The sequence below is a fragment of the Shewanella psychrotolerans genome (assembly GCF_019457595.1).
Lineage (GTDB): Bacteria > Pseudomonadota > Gammaproteobacteria > Enterobacterales > Shewanellaceae > Shewanella > Shewanella psychrotolerans.
Genome location: NZ_CP080419.1, coordinates 2429482 through 2445587 on the forward strand (window position 1 = coordinate 2429482; position 16106 = coordinate 2445587).

Genomic DNA, 16106 nt, shown 5'->3' on the forward strand with positions numbered 1-16106 from the left:
TTGCTGCAAAGCATGTATGCTCATTACGCTTAGATTATTGTTATAATAGTCAATCTCCTAACACTAAACTAGAGGTCTTCATGGCACAACTTCTACATACCATGCTTAGAGTCGGTAACCTTGATCGTAGTATCCATTTTTATACTGAAATTCTTGGTATGAAACTACTCAGGAAATCAGAAAACTCAGAATACCGTTACACCTTGGCCTTTGTCGGTTTCGATGAAGAGTCTACTGGTTCAGCAGTGGTCGAATTAACCTACAACTGGGATACCGACAAGTATGATCTCGGAACAGGCTTTGGCCACCTAGCCATTGGCGAAGCCGATATCTATAGCCGCTGCGCCGCCATTGAAGCCGCTGGCGGCAAGGTGACACGCCAACCTGGACCTGTTGCCGGTGGTACCACAGAGATTGCCTTTGTCGAAGATCCTGACGGTTATAAGATTGAATTCATTCAGATGAAATCAGCCCAGCAAGGCTTAGGCTAATACATAAGCTAAGCATAAAAAAAGCGCCCTAGGGCGCTTTTTACATTCAGTCTATCGATTAGAACTTAACAGTGATTCCACCATAGATTTGACGACCAATTGTGTCGTAAACCTCTGGTACGGTACCAGCTTCGTTACCACTTGCTACCATTACAGGCTTCTCATCGGTGAAATTCTTCAGGCCGAGGCTGGCCGTAATGCTATCGTTGATGTGGTACATACCCGAGATATTGTGATACAAGATTGAATCAACGTTATCACCATAGTTGATATCATCCATCTCACCGATATAACGGTTAGAGTACATCAGGCTCCAGTCACCCTGTCCAGCTTTCACGCTAAAGTTATTCTTCACCTTAGCGTAACCACCAAACATGCCGCCGATAGTGCCTGTGTAATCGATACCATCCTGTTCAAATTTAACCAGGTAGGTCAAGTCGTTGCTAATGCTCCAATCTAAACCTAAGCCTTCGAAACGATAAGCCAGGTTAAAGTCGACACCGCTGGTGTCTTGATAACCCACGTTAGTCAGCGGGTTGGTCAGGTTCTCAAGATTTCCATCTGGCGTGATGCCAAAGGTCTCACAAGCTGAGGTATCGCCTCCATGACAGGCGTTAAGCCCCGCCTGAACATCCAGACGCGAGATAGCATCAGTGATCTTGAAACGCCAGTAGTCCAACGTTAGTGACATACCATCGATATAGCTAGGAGAGTAAACCAGACCTGCTGTGTAAGACTCTGATGATTCGGCCTTCAGGTCTGCATCTGAGGTGTAGTTCACTAAAATCTGTGGATCTTGCTCGTTACCCCATGGATCATCTAGGTAATCGAAAGATCCTACGTTACCGCCAAACAATTCACTGACGTTAGGTGCTCGGAAGCCAGTAGCAGCAACAGCCCGTAGCATCAGATCGTTGGTTGCTTCATAGGTTAGACCTATCTTCCAAGTCGACGCATTACCAAAGGTTGAATAATCATCGAAACGCAGCGCAAATTCACCTGTTAGTTTGTCGGTAAACGGTACACTTACCTCTTGGTAAACAGAGAAGACGCTGTAGCTACCGTCAGTTGGATCTTGCTGGGCAGCGGTACCTTCACCAGCAACAATCACTGCATCTGGATTGTAATAACCGCTGTCGTGACGATATTCTGCGCCGATCGCATAAGCCACTGGGCCCGCGTCCAAATCAAACGCTTCACCACTGATCACACCTGAAACGATGTGTTGCTCGTTACCGCCGGTTGTATTTTCTAAGTAGCTAATGTCATTGATGACATCTTGCGACAGTGGGTCACCGCTAAACCAAGCATCCTGGTTATCATAAACAGACTGTGCCATGTTTTTAGCGTTGATTGAGTTGTGTACCCAAGTTTTCGCCTTGTTCTTACCATAGGTGTAAGCCACATCCCACTGAATACCCGTGTGAACATCCAACTCGCCGGCTAAGCCTGCTGAGACACGCAGAGTATCAGTGTCTTGCTCATAGATACGATTACCCGCATCATTGGTTCTTCTACGGTACTCAACGCGGTCCTGATCGTCTGGCGTAATTCCGCCAGCAAGCATGGCATCAGTTAAGGTAATGCAGTTACCTGTTGAGCTAGGTGTACATACATCTAACATTACAGAAGCGGGCTGGGCCGCCATCATCTGCTCAGATTTACGCTTGGTATAAAGAATGTCACCGGTAAAGACGATGTCATTTGCAAACTCTTGGGTGGCATTAGCAAAGAAGCTGTAACGCTCGTTGGGTGTCTGTAGCCAGCTGTCCTGGGTATAGTCGTAACCTTCGGTGCGATCGACCCAGTTACCGTTTTCATCTTGTACCTTACCGCCTAAAGTACCTGTAGGAATATAGCTACTAGACCCCTTCTCTACCCAATCGCGATCTCTTTGCATGACGCCACCACGATCTGAGTAAGCCACACCAAAGGTATAGTTACCACCATCGGTATTAAAACCGTATAGCGCACTGATCTCAGCATTTTCACCATCACCCTTATCGGTTGCGCCGCCGTTAATATCGAGCTGGAAACCTTCGAAGTCTTTCTTGGTGATGATGTTCACTACACCAGCAATGGCATCAGAACCATAAACCGCCGAGGCACCATCTTTTAAGATCTCAACACGGGCAATCATGGCAACTGGAATGGTGTTTAAGTCTACAGCGCTATCAGCACCCGAACCAGAGTTAACCATACGGCGACCATTTAACAGTACCAAGGTACGGCTAGCGCCCATACCACGCAGGTCTACCTGGGCAACACCATCGGCACCATTGTTGGTCGTAGAGCCTGCAGCCATACCCGCCATGGCTGGTTGAGCTTGCAGGATCTCGTCAACCGAGTTGTAGCCTTCGGCGCGAATCGCACTGGCATCAATAACGGTAACGGGTGAGGCTGTTTCCATATCCTGACGTTGAATGCGCGAACCTGTCACGGCAATACGTTCGAAAGAGGCGCTTTCTTCGGCAGCAACCACATTATTGCTAACAATAAATCCACTGGTTGATACTGAAGCAATTAATCCCAGTTTAATCGCAGAGGCCAATTTGGTTGTTCTTATCATGCTAGTGAAACTCCCTAATTATCTAATTCTTATTACACGCCTTATTTTATGGCGTTACATTCGATACTGTAGTTTCACTTACGCTTCGTCAATCCACCAAAAAATTAACAACTCACGCCACACTGTTCATCTTTTGTTGCCCCTATGTTTTTTATATCAACAGCCTCAACCAAGAAAGCGCTTATATTATTTAAGTTAAGATGATTGAACTAACAAAATAGTATTTTGCCAGTGATTACGACTGCAGCAGTTGAAACATGGGCGCAACAAGCACAATATCAATTTATGTGACACAGATCACATTAACCATCAAGATATTAGGGTTGGTAAACCGCTTTAAGTGAATATTTATTTGACCAAAATCTCCCTCAAAACACCGGCAAAACAAAAAAACACTTATGCAACAATTGTTTATACATGTATCATACCAACACATTGGCGACCCTTAAATGCATAAAATCAACATTTGTATCACACTGTGATTATCAACAACTCATATCCGTACAAGTCAAAACTTACCCGTCTTTATGATTAAATTAATCTTTAAACTAAAAATAATGCTATTAAATAAACGTAGATACATTATTAATTTTTGAATGACGATAAATTTTATAAGAATTTTGTTTGCATATTGATAATTAGATAATTCAGCCAAAAATCAATATCAATTAACAACGTAAACATGAAAGGAATAAATCTATTTATCCATCATTTAAAACGGTCATAATTAATAATGAAAAATAAATAAAATAGCTATAGGGTAAATAGAGACACTTGTAGAGTGATTCGACACAGGCAATTTATCTTAAAGCACGGCCAACAGACTAAGAACTATCAAGCCCTAATATGAAAGTGCTAAATAACAAATAGTAAAATAGGAGAGATAATTGAGTCGTACTGAGCATCACGTCTCATAGCGGAATTTTATAGCTCAAGCTAAGGCTATTAGCTTGAGCGATGGAAAATGTGTCCTATGACTCAGGTTTGATTAAGTTAAAATGTTGATAGGCTCTTGGAGTGGCTATTCGTCCTCTGGGCGTACGCTGTATAAAGCCCTGCTGAATAAGGAACGGTTCTAACACATCTTCAATGGTTTCACGCTCTTCACCTATCGCCGCGGCTAAGTTATCGAGCCCTACAGGGCCGCCCATAAACTTATCTATTATGGCTAACAATAATTTACGGTCCATGTAATCGAAGCCTTCCACATCCACATCGAGCAGATCTAACGCGCTCTCCGCTACCGCTTTAGTGATTTCACCATCATGTTTAACTTCGGCGTAATCTCGAACACGTCTTAGTAAGCGATTGGCGATACGCGGAGTGCCCCTTGAACGCCGGGCAACTTCCATCGCGCCAACATCGTCAATAGGCAACCCTAATACGTTTGCCGACCGCGTCACTATGGTACTGAGATCGGTAACGTTATAGAATTCGAGACGTAGCGGAATACCAAATCTCGCTCGCAACGGCGAGGTCAAGGCACCAGCTCTGGTGGTCGCACCAATAAGGGTAAACGGTGGAAGCTCTAACTTTATAGACCGCGCAGCAGGACCTTCACCTATCATTATATCGAGTTGATAATCTTCCATCGCAGGATAAAGAATTTCTTCAACGACAGGACTGAGCCTGTGGATCTCATCGATAAACAGCACATCCCCTTCTTCGAGATTAGTCAGCAATGCAGCTAAATCACCCGCTTTTTCAAGTACAGGCCCTGAAGTGGACTTAATATTCACGCCCATTTCATTTGCAACAATCATCGCAAGTGTGGTTTTACCTAGGCCAGGGGGGCCATAAATCAACATGTGATCTAATGCTTCACCACGCTTTTGCGCAGCTTCGATAAATACCTTAAGTTGGGCGCGAGTATCATCTTGACCCGTATACTCGTCGAGTAACTTGGGTCGCATCGCTCTATCTACCTGCTCATCGCGCTCCTCAATACCTTGAGGCTGCGCGTGAATTAACCTATCGGCTTCTATCATCTAATCCTCATTGTCACGCTACAACATCGATTTTAATGCTGCTTTAATCAAGGTCTCTGAGTCCATACCATCTTGGTAAGCGGCAGAAACAGACTTGCTTGCTTGTGCAGGTTTATACCCTAAGGTTAACAGCGCTGCAATCGCGTCCTCTTCAGCACTATTAACTTGAATAGCTGGCTTGTAATTTGACTGCAATACAAATTCACGCTCTGAGCCATGAGAAGCCTCCATGAGGCTTTTCAATTTATCGCGCATCTCAACCAGCAAACGTTCTGCGGTCTTTTTCCCCACTCCGGGCAGTTTCACCAAAGTGGCAATATCATCATGTTCGACGCATTTAACAAACTCGGCGGCAGTCATCCCCGAGAGTATAGTTAACGCGAGTTTGGGCCCGACGCCGTTGGCTTTAATTAACAAACGAAATAGTGCACGCTCTTGCTTGGTGACAAATCCATACAGTAATTGAGCATCTTCTCGAACAACAAAATGAGTATAAATAACCGCTTCTTGGTTAAGGTCGGGTAATTCATAAAAACTGGTTAATGGCATCTGTAACTCATAACCGACACCACTTACGTCGATGAGTATCTCAGGCGCTTGCTTCTCTACCAATAAACCACGTAGACGACCAATCATCTGTACCTTCCATATGTTCTTGAACTTGCTTTACCACCTAGAGCGATCAGGCTTTGATAAGTATGAAAATGACACACTGCAACCCCTAATGCATCGGCGGCATCGGCTTGGGGCGCGGCTGGCAACTTTAATATCTGCTGGATCATATGTTGAACCTGGGATTTCTGTGCTCGACCAGTGCCGACAACCGCGCTCTTAATTTGGGTTGCTGAATATTCTGCCACAGGAAGATCCGCATTGGTCGCGGCAACAATTGCCGCTCCCCGTGCCTGACCCAATTTAAGTGCCGAATCGGCATTCTTAGCCATAAAGACGCGTTCAATGGCAAATTCATCGGGTTGATATTGACGGATGATCTCACTTATTCCATCAAAGATAATCTTTAGACGTGAAGGTAAATCATCGGCTTGAGTGCGTATACAGCCACTTCCAAGGTAGATTTGCTGCCGACCTTGGCATTTGATCACCCCATAGCCAGTGATCCGCGAGCCTGGGTCAACGCCTAATATAATCGGCATGCAATATCCAACAAGTTACTCTAGCTCCTGCATGATTTCATCAGAGATCTCGGCATTATGATAAACCTCTTGTACATCATCGTGATCTTCAAGGTTATCAATCAAACGTAAAAATTTAGGAGCAGTGTCTGCATCCAAGTCAGCTTTAGTCGATGGTACCATGGTCACTTCAGCATTAATCGCTTCAATGCCTATCGCATCTAACGCATCTTTTACCGCGCCAAAATCTTCCGGCGTGGTGTAGACATCAATTGATGTGTCATCGTTAACGACAACATCGTCAGCCCCCGCTTCAAGGGCCGCATCCATGATGGTATCTTCATCGCTGCCTTCAGCGTAAGAGATGACGCCGCGTTTATCAAACAGGTAAGCGACCGACCCATCAGTGCCCAAATTGCCGCCTGATTTGCTAAAAGCATTACGTACACCCGATACCGTGCGATTACGATTATCGGTCATGGTTTCCACCATCACCGCAGTGCCGCCAGGCCCGTAACCTTCATACATGATAGTTTCGAGCACTTGGCCGTCTAACTCTCCGGCACCACGCTTAATGGCGCGCTCCACGGTATCGCGAGTCATGTTATTAGACAACGCTTTATCTATTGCAGCACGAAGTCTTGGATTTGAATCAGGATCTGAACCACCTTCTCTGGCGGCAACCGTCAATTCGCGGATAAATTTAGTGAACAGTTTTCCGCGTTTCGCATCTTGAGCGGCTTTGCGGTGTTTGATATTGGCCCATTTACTGTGACCTGCCATAAATGACTCCTTATTCGAGAATTCCTCGAAAAAGCCGAGCTTTCGCTCGGCCTTTTTACTACTTTATTCTGCGTCTTTTTTCGCTTCGACTACTGCGATACCAAGCTCTTCTAGCTGGACAGGGTTAGCAAACCCTGGCGCGTTGGTCAGCGGACATGCCGCGGTCGTTGTCTTAGGGAATGCCATCACGTCACGAATCGAGGTCGCTCCAGTCATCAACATGATGATACGGTCCAATCCAAATGCCAGACCCGCGTGTGGCGGCGTACCATATTTAAGTGCCTCAAGTAAGAAGCCAAACTTCTCCTGCGCTTCTTCATCACTAATACCTAGGATACGGAATACTGCAGACTGCATATCGCTGTTATGAATACGCACCGAACCACCACCTAATTCGCAGCCATTTAACACCATGTCGTACGCATCTGAAATAGCAGCAATAGGATTAGCCTCAAGCTCAGCTGGGGTCATGTTGCTCGGCGCAGTAAATGGATGGTGCATCGCATGTAAGCCGCCATCAGATGTGCGCTCAAACATTGGGAAATCGACAACCCATAATGGTTTCCACTCCCCCTGAAGCAGATCAAAATCTTCACCGACTTTCAGACGTAATGCGCCCATTGCTTCGGCAACGATATTAGCTTTGTCTGCGCCAAATAAGATCAAGTCACCATTGGCTGCATTCGTACGGCTTAAGATCCCGTTTACAACCTCTTCGCTAAGGAACTTAAGCACAGGCGATTGGATACCTTCCATGCCCTTCTCTAGTTCATTAACCTTCATCCAAGCTAAGCCTTTAGCACCGTAAATATTGACATATTTGCCATATTCATCGAGCTGCTTGCGAGAAAGTGAAGCGCCACCAGGTACGCACAATACCGCTACACGGCCATCGACATCGTTAGCAGGTTCTTGGAATACTTTAAAATCAACATCTTTTACTAAGTCTGCAACGTCGATCAGTTCAAGCGGGTTACGAAGATCTGGCTTATCAGAGCCGAAGCGACGCATTGCTTCTTCAAATGTCATCTTAGGAAACTCACCTAAGTCAACATTGAGTAATTCTTTAAACAGACCACGCACCATCTCTTCAGTCTTGTCCATCACCTGCTCAGATGTCATGAACGAGGTTTCGATATCGATCTGGGTAAATTCGGGTTGACGGTCAGCACGTAAATCTTCATCACGGAAGCATTTAACGATTTGATAGTAACGATCAAAACCCGACATCATCAGCAGCTGTTTAAACAACTGTGGTGACTGTGGCAACGCAAAAAATTGCCCCTTATAAGTACGGCTCGGTACCAAATAATCTCGGGCACCTTCAGGAGTTGCTTTAGTCAGAATTGGCGTTTCGATATCGAGGAAACCATTGCCATCTAAGAAACGACGTACTGCACTTGTGACTTTAGAGCGGAAAATGATACGTTCAGCCATTTCAGGGCGACGCAGATCGAGATAGCGATATTTAAGACGCTGCTCTTCGGTGTTGTGCTGATTCTTGTCCATATTGATCGGCAGCGGCGCAGCGCTATTAAGAATCGTCAAGGCTTTACCGAGCACCTCAATTTCACCAGTACGCATCTGATCATTAATTTGGCTCTCTGGACGAGCGCGTACAACACCTTTTACTTGTACGCAAAACTCACCACGCAACGTACTTGCAACTTCAAATACTTCTGGTAAATCAGGATCGTAAACAACCTGAATAATACCCTCACGATCGCGGAGATCTAGAAAAACAACCCCACCTAAATCACGGCTACGATTAACCCAACCGACTAAAGTGACTTCTTCTCCAACATGAGACCCATTGACGTCTCCACAATAATGACTGCGCATCTAACACTTTCCTTTCATCCACAAAGCTGTGCTTGGGGAATATTCAATACATGACAAAAGCGGCATTATAGTGAAATATTGCCGATTTCAAAACAACTTCATCATCTTAAAATGAAGTAAACTCTTGGGTTGGATAAATATCCACCAACTGAAACTAAATGTCGTTATTTGATTCACTTTTCTGCGCTAAAAACCATCCAAAAGAGGGCTTACCAGCGTCAGTATCTTAATCTTAACCTGAACGTCACGCTCAGGTTAACTTAATCGCCTAGTATCTTATACCAATCAGAATAAAGATGTGATCGCTGAGTAAGAACTTGGTGCTGCTACACTAGGCTTCTTCGTCGCATGTTATGCACTTCGATAACATCGGCCACCACCTTGAACCGCTCGAGACATCAATTTATCCGCGACTTTCAGCAATTCTAATGCATTATCACCGTCATTTGGATACATGGCGACACCGATACTAACCGATAGTGCAACATCTTTGTCACTGATAATTATAGGAGTGCCAAACACACCCACTATACCGTCGGCAACTTGGCAAACTTTATCTAAGTCTTTGACACGATTTAATACCATAACAAATTCATTTTCACTAAATCTGGCTAAAGTGTCAGACTTGCGTGCCATCGCTTTCAATTTTCGCGCACCGAACAACACAGCTCGCTCTACCACCTTATGACCAAATTCTTGATTGAGTTCACGTATGTTATCAAAGCAAACAAAGAGTATCGCAAAAGGTTGCATCTCTCTTCTATGTAACAGCAGTGCCTGCTCTAACCTATCATCGAGCAAACTACGGTTGGGCAAGCCAGTTTGAGGATCAAACTGGCCCAAATTAGCTAACTGCTTTTTAACCGAAGATATTTCAGCCGAACTTTGTTTACGACCCCATAAAACAACGAACAACAATGCCATCAATGAGACAGCTAAAAGCGCAAAAAAGCCATGTTGCCAAGATAGCTGGCCAAATTTACTCGGTTTTTCATCATTAACCCAATGTTGATAAATTTGCGCTTTCTTATCTTTGGACAGCTGGGCAATCGCACTATCAAGTATGGGTAAAAGTGGCTTTAATCTTGGGTGAATACCAAAATAACTTTGCTCCGCAGCATAATCTGCAAGCACCGACATTTTTAACCCGTTATAGTCATCGCCTTTTAGTTCAACTCCCATATTGACCACTTTTTCAATAAACGCATCTGCTTTACCTTGTGCTACGGCATCAATACCCGCTCGTGTGTTAGGCACCAACACTAACTCTATTCCCAATCCATTATTCATTAAATTCGGGATAAGGTGATAGCCGGCCACTATGGCAAGCCGTTTGCCACTCAGCTGAGATAAATTAAATATCGATAATTGGCTTAGATTGGTGACGATCCCCCATGGGGATGGCCAATAGGAAGATGAAAATAGCAACTCCTTTTCTCTGTCAGCAGTCTGAGCCACGCTGCCAGCAATATCGATATCACCGTGCTTAAGCGCACCAAGTAGTTCATTCCATTCGTCAAATACTATCGGCTCAAGGCGCAGCTTAAGTTTGTCAACAAATAACAACTGACTAATCTCGCTATTAATCCCCATATACTGATCGTCATCGCCTTGATATTCCATCGGACGCCAATCTCTTAAATAGCCGATTTTTAATGGCTTAAGGCTTGCTAGATAATTAAGCTGCTGTGGCGTAAATTGTAAACTTTCTCGGCCTCCCGCTATGGTTCGATCTTCAGGGTCTAACACCCATTTACGCTCAATTTGAGCTAACTCCTGTTGTGTAATTAAGTTGAAACCCGCTTCAATGCGCTGTGCAAGTCCTTTATCCTCATTACGAGTCAAGCCGTAAATATCGGTTAAAAACTCCAAATCACGATATTGATGAAAATCCCCCCAGGATGACAATTTCAATAAATAGTATTGGGTCCACGTAGAAGACGCGACAAATGCAGAAATATGTCCTTGTCTCGCGGCATCAATCATTTGAGTGACATTAGGATAAAGCTTCAGTTCAGAGTCGGGTAAGGAGGCTTTTAGTTTATCGAGATAAGGATCGGTCGGCACTGCACCCACTCGCTTTCCTTTTAACTGATCGAGGCTTTTTAAAGGTTGCTGATAACTAAAGAGACGACTCTTAACTTGATAAATTTTCCAGGCACGAGTCAAACTGGTGTTCATCGCCTCACTCTCTGGATAACCAACATGAATATCGGCTCGTCGATAGTTAATATCTTCCAAGGTGTCGGCCATCGATGCAGGTTTAAATAACACATTAATCCCTGTTTTTTTAGACCACAGCTTCCAAATGTCGATGTACATGCCATGAGGTTCGCCGTCGCCCCCGACATCAACAAAAGGTGGGATTCCTGTGGTTGTAGCAATCACGAGGGTGTTGGCGTCGTGACTATAACCCAGCCACCGTTTGTCTATCTCATCTCGAATAGTCTGAGACATCGCGGCAAACCCTTGATTAACTTTATCTAGTAAGGCTTTATTCCCCTTCTTCACGGCAGGTAAGATCAAGGTTTTTTTAATCAATAGACGATTATCAAGGGGAAACTCTTCCAACACCGCTCGACTAATCGTTGTATCGCGTAGATAACCTTCCATCCCAGCAAAAACATCAACTTCACCTTTGATAACGCCGTCAAGCAAAGTGGCTCGACTGTTATAATAACGAAAGTTAAGCCCCGAAATTTGTTCATTTAAAATTGACTCATGGGAAGATCCCATGACCACGCCTATGCGATATGGAAACAGATCTTTAAATGCTGTTTTATCCTTTAGTGACTTTCGTAGATAAAGATAAGTACTTACCGAGCTCACTGAATTAGCAAAATCAAAAACAGCTTCTCTTTGCTGAGTTCGCCCCATCCCCAGATGAATGTCTGCATTACCCTCCGATAATTGCTCCAGAGAATCTTTCCAATGACGTACGACAAACACGACTGGTGTTTTAGTTTGCAAAGACCACTCACGCCATAAGTCAACTAAAAGCCCTTTGGCATCGCCATTATCATCAATAAACTGATAAGGATAACTATCTTCGCCCATCACTAATATTAATGGACGCTCAGTCTCTGCAGCAGAAACAGATATAGATAAGATGAAAAGCGATCCAACGATAAAACAAATAAGTGACTTCAATGAACTTCCCTAGAACGTCAAGCGGCTGTGAAATGCATGTTACAAAAAGGATATTAGACAGAATTTTATTTAGAATTTCCAGTACTAGACTTGCTGCTAGATGTTATCATTCGCTAGAATGAAAAATCGAATTAACCTAAAAAACTCTAATGAACTCTTCTCAAGACACTATATACGCCCAAGCCTGCGAAAACATCAGCGACTTTAAATTCGACGACAGAGTCGCTGGCGTGTTTAATGATATGATTAAACGTTCTGTGCCTGGTTACGGACAGATCATCAATACACTCGGTGACTTTGCAACTAAGGCCGTTGTGCCCAACAGCCGTGTATATGACCTAGGTTGCTCTTTAGGCGCAGCGACATTAAGTGTACGTCGTCGACTTGACGGCCGTAATTGTACCATTGTTGCTGTCGATAATAGTGAGTCGATGATAGAGCGTTGCCAGCAAAACTTAAATGCCTATGTCAGCGAAACACCAGTGGATCTTATCTGCGCCGATATTCGCGATATAAAAATAGAAAACGCTTCTATGGTCATCCTGAACTTCACTATGCAGTTCCTTGCCCCCAAAGACAGAGAAACACTGCTAAAAAATATCTATGATGGTTTGTTGCCTGGCGGCTTACTGGTTTTATCAGAGAAACTCACATTCGAAGATGCGCCAGTACAGAGTTTGCTCGATGAACTGCATTTAGACTTTAAGCGTGCTAATGGCTATAGCGAGCTGGAAATAAGCCAGAAACGCAGTTCACTTGAGCACGTAATGAAACCTGATTCGCTGCGTCAGCATGAGCAGCGTTTAAACGCACAAGGATTTAGTCACTTTAGCGTTTGGTTTCAATGCTTTAATTTTGCATCTATGGTGGCGATAAAGTGATTGGTTTTAGTTCTTTCTACAAACAAATAGCCGACTCTAGCCTACAACATTGGTTAGAAAACTTGCCTGCAATACTTGGACAGTGGCAAAGAGATAACAAACATGGCGATCTCCCCAAGTGGGAAAAAGTACTCAATAAGTTGCATTACCCTGAACCCGATCATATTGATCTGTTGTCGAGTGTAACCATAGGTAGCGGTAAACAGCTAAGCGAAGGTGAGCAACAAAAGCTTGAGAATCTATTAAAAATATTTAAGCCATGGCGTAAGGGCCCATTTCATCTGCATGGCATTCATATCGATACCGAATGGCGCTCCGATTGGAAATGGGAACGAGTAAAACCTCATATTTCGCCACTGACTAATCGTACTGTTCTCGATGTTGGCTGCGGTAGCGGGTACCATATGTGGCGCATGTTAGGCGAAGGTGCCAAGCATGCGGTCGGGATCGATCCTTCACCGCTATTTCTATGTCAGTTTGAAGCGGTTAAGCGCCTTGCCGGAGAACATCATCCGATCCATCTATTACCCATAGGCATAGAAGCCCTGCCGCCACTGGATGCTTTTGACACCGTGTTTTCAATGGGCGTGCTTTACCACAGACGCTCGCCTATCGATCATCTATTTCAGTTAAGAGATCAATTGCGGGCAGGCGGTGAATTAGTGCTTGAAACTCTGGTTGTCGATGGTGATGAGAATACCGTACTCGTGCCAGGCGAACGCTATGGAAAAATGAATAATGTGTGGTTTTTACCATCGGTAAAAGCATTAGAAGGCTGGCTCAAGAAAGCCGATTTTGTGGACGTTCGCTGTGTTGATGTTGACGTGACCTCATTAGCAGAGCAGCGCAGCACCGAATGGATGCCAAATGAATCTTTGGTCGATTACCTTGATCCCAATGACGTAAGTCTAACCGTAGAAGGCTACCCAGCACCAAAGCGAGCCACCTTTGTAGCCACCAAGAATCAACCGAATAAAGATTTGGTTTAATTGAAATAGTAGGGACGCATTATGTTAAAACAGATGATCGCCATAGCAATTGCCTCAGCCTTAGTTGGCTGCGCAGCCAAAGATAATGTCAATTCACCAGTGCCGCTAGATGCACCAACGCTCAACTCTAGCTTAAATCAACAACAAAAAGAATTAGTGCAGCTGATTAATACTAATCAGGAAACACAATCTCAAGCCATAAGCGCACTCGCTCGTCAAGTAAACGATTTGGCTGCAACTGTCGAGAGTAACCAACAGCAAGAAAAGAGGGTTATCGAAGTTCCTATAGAATGCGAACCATCTCCAATTGGAGATAAATTTGTTTTAGGCGGCGTTGAGAATGTCTATATTGATGAAATAAAATCAGGCTTTCATTCTCGTATCGACACGGGAGCCGAGTCCTCTTCTTTAGACGCGCACAATATTATTTTGTTTGAGCGCGATGGTAAGCAGTGGGTTCGTTTCGATGTATTTACTCAAGGATCGGATAAGCCAGCGCAAACATTTGAATCCAAAGTCGAACGCTTTGTACGTATAAAACAAGACTCTGATGAAAATAGTGACCGTCGACCAGTTATTCACGCTCATCTCCAGATCGGTAAATATAAAGCAGAAACCGATCTTAATCTTGTTGACCGTAGTCACCTCGAATATCAACTCCTACTGGGGCGTAAATTCATGCAAGATATCGCGGTTGTCGATGTTGCTCAAAGCTTTATCCACGGAAAGACTACGCCTATCTCGGCAGTAAAGTAAAATAGGATTATTTGCAAATGCATTCAAGAAAGCCATTTTATATATTAGTTGCGCTACTGTTTTTAGCTGGTGTTGCCGCTAGCATTTACCGAGGCATTGAGCACAATGTGCCCTTTCTTCCAGGCAAACAAGTTCAAAGCTGGGCGGTAGATGCTAAGGTCAGCTTTCAGGGTGTAGGTGAAGCGACTGAAGTCACTTTTTCACTACCAAGTGACCCAGCGTTCGAGATCTTAGTCGAAAATGCAACCTCCCCAGGTTATGGACTAACCATTGCAGATGATGAACTAGGCCGTCATGCAACTTGGTCAACACGCACAGCTATCGGCCAACAAGATCTCTATTACAAGGTCACTCTGGTTCCAACCGGTAAAAATGAGATCGTCGCGAAAAATCAGCCAGCGGAGCCCTTGCCTTTCAGCTGGCCAGCGACAGAAAAAGCTGCAGCCGAGCAGATAATGGATGAGATATGGTCTCGTAGCGCCACAAATCTTTCGTTTGCTCAGCAACTTAACCAAAGTATCAATGCTAGCGAACGTAGTCAAAATATTGAGCTGTTGCTATCTGGTAACTCTCCAGCGTCTCTGTTTGTTAACATGCTAAACAGCAAAGGGATCCCAGCGCAAAAAGTCAATGGCCTGTTCCTTGAGGACCAACGTCGCCGTCAACAATTGACCACCTTCGTCGAAGTCTACCATCAAGGTGAATGGATTTTATTTAATCCTGCTGACGGCACACAAGGTCGCCCTGACAACTTGATGATTTGGGATAGAACAGGCAAATCAACCTTAGATGTGATCGGTGGCGTTAATTCGCAGGTGACCTTCTCTATGTTGCAAGACACGCGTTCGGCACTCGCCACCTCTATCGATGTGCTCAAAAACAAAGACGCGCTTGATTTTTCCTTGTACCAGCTACCCCTTGAAGAACAGAGCCTATTTAAAGGTATCTTATTGATCCCGATAGGTGTGTTAATGGTAGTGTTTTTACGCGTGATTATTGGTATTAAGACATCAGGCACCTTTATGCCTGTGCTGATCGCACTCGCCTTTATCCAGACCACCCTACTCACAGGTCTTATCGGCTTTTTACTCATCGTCGCTTTCGGTTTAATGATCCGCTCCTATTTATCGGAATTAAACCTATTACTCATTTCGCGAATATCAGCAGTGATCATCGTCGTTATCGGTATCATTGGCTTGTTTACCCTGCTGTCGTACAAATTTGGCCTCAGTGAAGGACTAACCATCACCTTCTTCCCGATGATTATTTTGGCTTGGACTATCGAAAGAATGTCAATACTTTGGGAAGAGGAAGGAGCCAAAGAAGTTGTCGTTCAAGGCGGGGGAAGCTTGTTTGTCGCAACATTGGCGTACCTAGCGATGAGTGCAACGTGGGTACAACATTGGGTATTTAACTTCCTTGGTATCCACTTAGTCATTTTGGCTGTCGTGCTGCTAATGGGCCAATACACTGGATATAAATTACTCGAACTTCGACGTTTTAGACCTTTGGCAGGAGAATAAC

Annotated in this window: 12 protein-coding genes; 5 read left to right on the plus strand and 7 right to left on the minus strand. The window is 44.4% G+C overall.

Features of this window, described 5'->3' with window-relative positions; genetic code table 11:
• The first annotated feature begins 80 nt into the window (after positions 1 to 80).
• On the plus strand, positions 81 to 491 hold the full coding sequence (gloA, locus tag K0I62_RS10740; RefSeq protein ID WP_220068147.1) for a lactoylglutathione lyase: 411 nt from the start codon (positions 81 to 83) through the stop codon (positions 489 to 491).
• 58 nt (positions 492 to 549) lie between these two features.
• Here gloA and K0I62_RS10745 read toward each other — a convergent pair whose 3' ends face one another.
• The 7 genes from K0I62_RS10745 to K0I62_RS10775 all read right to left on the minus strand — a co-directional run bounded on the left by K0I62_RS10745 (position 550) and on the right by K0I62_RS10775 (position 11956).
• Complete coding sequence (locus K0I62_RS10745; protein WP_220068148.1) at positions 550 to 3060, minus strand: TonB-dependent receptor plug domain-containing protein; 2511 nt, start codon at positions 3058 to 3060, stop codon at positions 550 to 552.
• A gap of 971 nt (positions 3061 to 4031) precedes the next feature.
• Complete coding sequence (ruvB, locus tag K0I62_RS10750; protein WP_220068149.1) at positions 4032 to 5048, minus strand: Holliday junction branch migration DNA helicase RuvB; 1017 nt, start codon at positions 5046 to 5048, stop codon at positions 4032 to 4034.
• Positions 5049 to 5066: 18 nt separating this feature from the next.
• A complete protein-coding gene (gene ruvA, locus K0I62_RS10755) occupies positions 5067 to 5684 on the minus strand; it encodes a Holliday junction branch migration protein RuvA (protein WP_220068150.1) in 618 nt (205 codons plus the stop codon).
• Complete coding sequence (gene ruvC, locus K0I62_RS10760; protein ID WP_220068151.1) at positions 5681 to 6202, minus strand: crossover junction endodeoxyribonuclease RuvC; 522 nt, start codon at positions 6200 to 6202, stop codon at positions 5681 to 5683. Before ruvC ends, ruvA begins: the two co-directional genes overlap by 4 nt.
• A 15-nt stretch (positions 6203 to 6217) precedes the next feature.
• A complete protein-coding gene (locus K0I62_RS10765) occupies positions 6218 to 6964 on the minus strand; it encodes a YebC/PmpR family DNA-binding transcriptional regulator (protein ID WP_220068152.1) in 747 nt (248 codons plus the stop codon).
• A 63-nt stretch (positions 6965 to 7027) separates the two neighbouring features.
• Positions 7028 to 8806 carry an aspartate--tRNA ligase gene (gene aspS / locus K0I62_RS10770; protein ID WP_220068153.1) on the minus strand — a complete coding sequence of 593 codons (1779 nt, stop codon included), beginning with the start codon at positions 8804 to 8806 and terminating at the stop codon, positions 7028 to 7030.
• A 351-nt stretch (positions 8807 to 9157) separates the two neighbouring features.
• Positions 9158 to 11956 carry a transporter substrate-binding domain-containing protein gene (locus K0I62_RS10775; protein ID WP_258404984.1) on the minus strand — a complete coding sequence of 933 codons (2799 nt, stop codon included), beginning with the start codon at positions 11954 to 11956 and terminating at the stop codon, positions 9158 to 9160.
• Between the two features lie 149 nt (positions 11957 to 12105).
• On the opposite strand from K0I62_RS10775, the gene cmoA reads away from it, so the two are divergent.
• The 4 genes from cmoA to K0I62_RS10795 are packed head-to-tail and all read left to right on the plus strand — an operon-like array spanning position 12106 to position 16105.
• Positions 12106 to 12837 (plus strand): carboxy-S-adenosyl-L-methionine synthase CmoA, encoded by a 732-nt coding sequence (gene cmoA, locus K0I62_RS10780; RefSeq protein WP_220068154.1) that lies wholly within the window; start codon positions 12106 to 12108, stop codon positions 12835 to 12837.
• Positions 12834 to 13826: a tRNA 5-methoxyuridine(34)/uridine 5-oxyacetic acid(34) synthase CmoB gene (gene cmoB / locus K0I62_RS10785; protein WP_220068155.1), complete on the plus strand. Its 993-nt coding sequence runs from the start codon at positions 12834 to 12836 to the stop codon at positions 13824 to 13826. Before cmoA ends, cmoB begins: the two co-directional genes overlap by 4 nt.
• Positions 13827 to 13847: 21 nt before the next feature.
• Entirely contained in the window at positions 13848 to 14582 is a 735-nt protein-coding gene (locus tag K0I62_RS10790; protein WP_220068156.1) for an ATP-dependent zinc protease family protein, read from the plus strand.
• Between the two features lie 17 nt (positions 14583 to 14599).
• A complete protein-coding gene (locus K0I62_RS10795) occupies positions 14600 to 16105 on the plus strand; it encodes a UUP1 family membrane protein (RefSeq protein ID WP_220068157.1) in 1506 nt (501 codons plus the stop codon).
• Position 16106: the final 1 nt, after the last annotated feature.

Excerpts from the sequence above, each read along its gene's own strand:
- gloA (WP_220068147.1), top strand. The coding sequence starts at position 81 with ATGGCACAACTTCTACATACCATGCTTAGAGTCGGTAACCTTGATCGT.
- K0I62_RS10745 (WP_220068148.1), bottom strand. The coding sequence starts at position 3,060 with ATGATAAGAACAACCAAATTGGCCTCTGCGATTAAACTGGGATTAATT.
- ruvB (WP_220068149.1), bottom strand. The coding sequence starts at position 5,048 with ATGATAGAAGCCGATAGGTTAATTCACGCGCAGCCTCAAGGTATTGAG.
- ruvA (WP_220068150.1), bottom strand. The coding sequence starts at position 5,684 with ATGATTGGTCGTCTACGTGGTTTATTGGTAGAGAAGCAAGCGCCTGAG.
- ruvC (WP_220068151.1), bottom strand. The coding sequence starts at position 6,202 with ATGCCGATTATATTAGGCGTTGACCCAGGCTCGCGGATCACTGGCTAT.
- K0I62_RS10765 (WP_220068152.1), bottom strand. The coding sequence starts at position 6,964 with ATGGCAGGTCACAGTAAATGGGCCAATATCAAACACCGCAAAGCCGCT.
- aspS (WP_220068153.1), bottom strand. The coding sequence starts at position 8,806 with ATGCGCAGTCATTATTGTGGAGACGTCAATGGGTCTCATGTTGGAGAA.
- cmoA (WP_220068154.1), top strand. The coding sequence starts at position 12,106 with ATGAACTCTTCTCAAGACACTATATACGCCCAAGCCTGCGAAAACATC.
- K0I62_RS10790 (WP_220068156.1), top strand. The coding sequence starts at position 13,848 with ATGTTAAAACAGATGATCGCCATAGCAATTGCCTCAGCCTTAGTTGGC.
- K0I62_RS10795 (WP_220068157.1), top strand. The coding sequence starts at position 14,600 with ATGCATTCAAGAAAGCCATTTTATATATTAGTTGCGCTACTGTTTTTA.